The 4,211-nt window shown below is 67.8% G+C and carries 4 protein-coding genes; 2 read left to right on the plus strand and 2 right to left on the minus strand.

Translation table 11 applies throughout. From position 1 onward, the window contains the following. Nucleotides 1-283 precede the first annotated feature (283 nt). Complete coding sequence (locus LCE31_RS37390; protein ID WP_225022537.1) at nucleotides 284-814, minus strand: MarR family winged helix-turn-helix transcriptional regulator; 531 nt, start codon at nucleotides 812-814, stop codon at nucleotides 284-286. A 58-nt stretch (nucleotides 815-872) separates the two neighbouring features. Between LCE31_RS37390 and LCE31_RS37395 the strand changes: the two genes are divergently transcribed. Beyond that, complete coding sequence (locus LCE31_RS37395; RefSeq protein ID WP_225022539.1) at nucleotides 873-1,817, plus strand: amidohydrolase family protein; 945 nt, start codon at nucleotides 873-875, stop codon at nucleotides 1,815-1,817. A 206-nt stretch (nucleotides 1,818-2,023) separates the two neighbouring features. Here LCE31_RS37395 and LCE31_RS37400 read toward each other — a convergent pair whose 3' ends face one another. Further along, nucleotides 2,024-2,185, minus strand: a complete 162-nt coding sequence (locus LCE31_RS37400; RefSeq protein WP_308042396.1) for a hypothetical protein — start codon at nucleotides 2,183-2,185, stop codon at nucleotides 2,024-2,026. Between the two features lie 941 nt (nucleotides 2,186-3,126). Between LCE31_RS37400 and LCE31_RS37405 the strand changes: the two genes are divergently transcribed. Next, complete coding sequence (locus tag LCE31_RS37405; RefSeq protein ID WP_374118687.1) at nucleotides 3,127-4,059, plus strand: DUF6924 domain-containing protein; 933 nt, start codon at nucleotides 3,127-3,129, stop codon at nucleotides 4,057-4,059. Nucleotides 4,060-4,211 lie beyond the last annotated feature (152 nt).

Here is a 4,211-nt window from a genome sequence, read left to right on the forward strand (position 1 = left end):
GCAGAACACTTCCTCGCCTTCGCAGGCATCGCCGCAACTCTCATCTGCTACCGACGCCTCACCAAATGAGATGACTTCTTAGACACTCCCGATCCCGGAGGGCGCGGGGCTACCGTTCACCCCGCGCGGACCGGTCTTCCGGGTGCGGTGAGCGGCAGGGTCGCGCACGGCGGCGTGGCCTCGGACGCGACCACGGCTCCCCCGGCGCCTCCGCCGTGCCCCGGCCCCGTCAGGGCTGTACGGCCGTCGAGTGCGCCGCCGAAGGCTGGGTGACGCAGGTGTGTCACGGCCGTGTGGTGTCGCAGTCGCCGGGCTGGGGGACGGTGTCGCCGATGACGGCGGCCAGGCGCTGGAGCTGCGCGGCGAGTTCACGGCGTTCCCAGGGGGTGAAGTGTGACAGCGCCTCGGACTGGCGTGCCCGCAGTTCCGTCCGCATCGCCGCGAGCCGGTCGGCGCCGTCGTCGGTGAGCCGGACGAGGACCTGGCGTTCGTCGTGCGGAGCGCGCTGCCGGGTGACCGCTCCCGCCGCTTCGAGCTGCTTGAGCATGCGGGTGGCGGTGGGAACGCTGACCTCGGCGGTGGCGGCGAGCCTGCCGACCGGCAGTCCGTCGCCCCGGGCGTCCGCGGAGAGGGGTTCCAGCAGTGTGAGCTGCGCCATGGACAGTCCGGCCCCGGAGCGGCCCACGGTGGCCGCCCGAGAGCGGCGCATCGCGTAGAACAGCCGGTCAGCGGCCTGCGCCAGCTCCCGTACGCCCGCCTCGTCGCAGGCCGGGTCCGGGGAGTCGTCTTCCTCGCATTTGCTCGTCTCTCGCATGACTGTTAGTTAACTAAAGTTAGTAGCTAGCAAGCTAAGCTTTAGGAGGCTTTGAATCATGGACTTCCCCGCACGCATCGACGTCCACCAGCACATCGTCCCGCCGGTCTGGGCCGAGACCCTGGCCGCGCGCGGCCTGGACTCCGGCGGCTGGGCCATCCCGGCCTGGAGCCCGCGGAGCGCGATCGCGATGCTGGACCAGCAGGGCATCGCTACCGGCGTCGTGTCCGTCACCTCGCCCGGCGTCCACCTCGGCGACGACGCTGTGGCCCGCGGCCTGGCCCGCGCCGTCAACGAGTACGGCGCCGAGGTCGTCAAGGACAACCCCGACCGCTTCGGTCACTTCGCGAGCATCCCGCTGCCCGACGTGGACGCGGCCGTCGCGGAAGCCGTCCACGCGCTCGACGTCCTCGGAGCCGACGGCGTGGTGCTGATGTCCAACGCCCACGGCACATACCTCGGCGACGCGGGCTTCGAGCCGCTGTGGGCCGAACTCGACCGCCGCGCCGCGAACGTCTTCGTCCACCCCGCACAGCCCCCGATGACGCTGCTGCCCGGCACCCCCGCCCCGCTCGCGGACTACGTCTTCGACACCACCCGCACCGCCCTGAACATGGTGCTCAACGGCGTCCTGGACCGCTATCGCGACCTCCGCGTCATCCTGTCCCACGGCGGCGGATTCCTGCCGTACGCCGCCTACCGCTTCTCCGGTCTGACCTCCACCGTCGTGGACCGCGAGCGCAAGGCCGACGACATCCTGCGTGACCTCAAGCGGTTCTACTTCGACACCGCGCTGTCCGCCAGCCCGTCCGCCCTGCCAGCCCTGCTCGCCTTCGCCGAGCCCGGCCATGTCCTCTACGGCAGCGACTGGCCCTTCGCCCCGCAGGAGGTGGGTACCTACTACAACCGGTTCCTGGAGACCTACCCGGACTTCGCCCCCGGCCAGGCGGCGGCCGTCGACCGTGGCAATGCCGAGGCGCTCTTTCCCCGCCTCGCCCGCTGACCCGGCCCTCCCGCGCACGATCCGCGTCGGCGCGTGGCGCCGCACGAGCGTGTCGGACGGGCACGGCGGACAGGTACGGCGGACAGGTACGGCGGACGGGTACGGCGGATGGATGTGGTGTCCGGGCACGGCGTCCGGTGCGGCCGTTCTCCTCAGGTGAGGCGCGGGAAGATCTTCTCGGCGTTGCCGTGGTCGAAGGCCGTCTTCTACTCGTCCGTGAGGCCGCTCCGCGTGTCCAGGAGCTGGTTGAATGCTGCCGCGACGGGAGCGGGGGCGTAGGGGAAGTCGCTGCCGAAGAGGATGCGTTCGTGGTACGCGAAGGCGAGCAAGCTGGGGAGGGCGTCCGGCCCGGAGGACGATCCGATCACCAGCGCACCCCTCGGGTTGGGCCCGCCGGTGGGTGGTGTTGGCCGGGCGGGTGTTGCGGAAGGAGTACGTTTCCGCCCGGCCGGGGCCGTCACGTCCGACGGCTCCGCAGCGACCGTACGGTGTCGGCGTTCGCGCGAGGCGGAAGGCGGGGTTGGTGTCCGTGGCGTGTCGCGGGTGCGGAGCGCACGGGGTACAAAGGGTCCTGGGGCAGGGTGGTGTCGTCTGCGTCGTGTGTGCCCTGTCGGCGCTTGGCCGGCCGGTCACGGTGGCGGTCGGCGGGGTCGGCCTCCCGCTGTTTATGGCGGTGTTCTTCAAGTGGTGACGGGCTACTGTGCCGCGCTGCAGCCTTGTCTTCTTCCCTGCACCCCTCCCTACACTCTCCCCTACATCACTCGATGTGGTCAGTACTGGTTTCCGGGCTTGTCCGCGAGGGTGAGGGCCTTTTTTGCCCGGTCAGTGGCGGGGAGGGCTGGTCTCAGGCCGCGGCGGTTGTTTGGCCGGTGCTTCCGCCGCTTCTTCGAGCACGGTTGTGCGCGCGGGGATACGAAGGAGTTTGTTCCCGGCTTTGTGTGGGTCAAGTCCTCCTGGTGTGGCACGCGGTGGATCTTTCGGCGGCACCGTGAGCGTCCTGCTCCGGCACTGCAGTCGACACGCCGTCAGCGTTCTCGATCAGGTGATCGTCTTTGGTGTCCGTCAGGGGTTTCTTCAGGTCGTGTGCCCACCTGATTCATGGCTCTCCCGACCGAGCCGGGTGAGGCGGTTCGGTTTTCGTATGGCTGCTGCCGGGTGGCGTGCGAAGTCCTGGTGGGCTGGGGTGGGTTGTCGGTGGTGGGGTGTAGAACGGAGTTGTTGATGGTGCGTGAGATTGATTGCGAGGTTTTGTGTGATGTGTCCCTCTTTGTCTCTTCCTTTGGGTGATGACGGTCCGCGGGTGTCCGGCATGTTGGTGGTCCGTACTCACGGTGATGACGGTGTGTGGGGTGATGTGCTTTCCCGTATGGGTGAGTTGCCTGGCGCAGTGCGTGCGGGGGATGTGTGTCCGGTGGTGCGGGGGCCTGTGCGGCGGCGTCTGATCGTGGTGGATGATCCTGGGTGGCGGGGTGCCACTGCGGGTGAGGTGCGTGCGGCGGTGAAGAAGGAGGGAGGGTGGATTCCGGATCTGGTTTTGATGGCTGATGAGAGGACCACAGCCGACTCGCGCCTGCGTCCGCTGCTGGCGTTTTCGGGTACTGACGGGGATTTGTTTTGGATCACGCCTCGTCAAGCGGCTCTGGCCTATCTGGTACTGCACCGGCCGTACCAGTGTTTTACATTGGAGATTTGGGCGGAGGATGCCCCTGCGGAATCCGGGGGGCGGCGCGAGGACGCGGAGAGCACGGAGGACTGGCAGAGGCGTCTGCCCGATCCCGTGGGCAGCCGTCTGGAGGTACTGGACCCTCCGCCGCGCTACGAGCCCCCGGCCCGGGATCTGCCCCTGCTCCTCCAGGAGAATTGGGGTCTTCTCGTGCGTACCGACTTCAGCGATGACGCCGCCTGGGCATCACTCCTGGACGCCACGCACCACCCTGCGCAGGACGCCGAAATGTTCTGCGGCGAAGAAATCGACGAGGTGGACGACCGGAGGTTCGAGGGCGCCAGCCCGGAACAGCTCATGGCACTGGCCTACGAGGATGCCGACGATCATCAAGACGTCGCGGACGTCGTGATGATCGCCGACGGGGCCTCTATGCGTGATCCCGACCATCGCGTCCTGGTCATACCCCTGAAGGGCAGGAACATCGGGTACCCCTTTCGAATGTATCCCGACGAGGTCGTGATCATGGTGTGCAACCTGGGGATCGGCAATATGAGCATCGAGGACTTTATGGACTGATGCTGGAACCGGGGAGTCGGCTCTGCCGGGATTTTTGTTGTGCCGGCCTGCGCGTCAGGGTCTGTCAAAAGAGCGGCCCTGTCTCACTTTCGGTGGTGACGGAGAGTCGTGGGGGTCGTTATTGTTGGCGTGAGGGATGTCAACGAGCTTGT

This window comes from Streptomyces sp. 8L (assembly GCF_020176795.1).
Taxonomy (GTDB): domain Bacteria; phylum Actinomycetota; class Actinomycetes; order Streptomycetales; family Streptomycetaceae; genus Streptomyces.

Bases quoted from the DNA above. Each gene is read 5' to 3' on its own strand.
- LCE31_RS37395 (WP_225022539.1), top strand. From the start codon at position 873: ATGGACTTCCCCGCACGCATCGACGTCCACCAGCACATCGTCCCGCCG.
- LCE31_RS37405 (WP_374118687.1), top strand. From the start codon at position 3,127: ATGTTGGTGGTCCGTACTCACGGTGATGACGGTGTGTGGGGTGATGTG.
- LCE31_RS37390 (WP_225022537.1), bottom strand. From the start codon at position 814: ATGCGAGAGACGAGCAAATGCGAGGAAGACGACTCCCCGGACCCGGCC.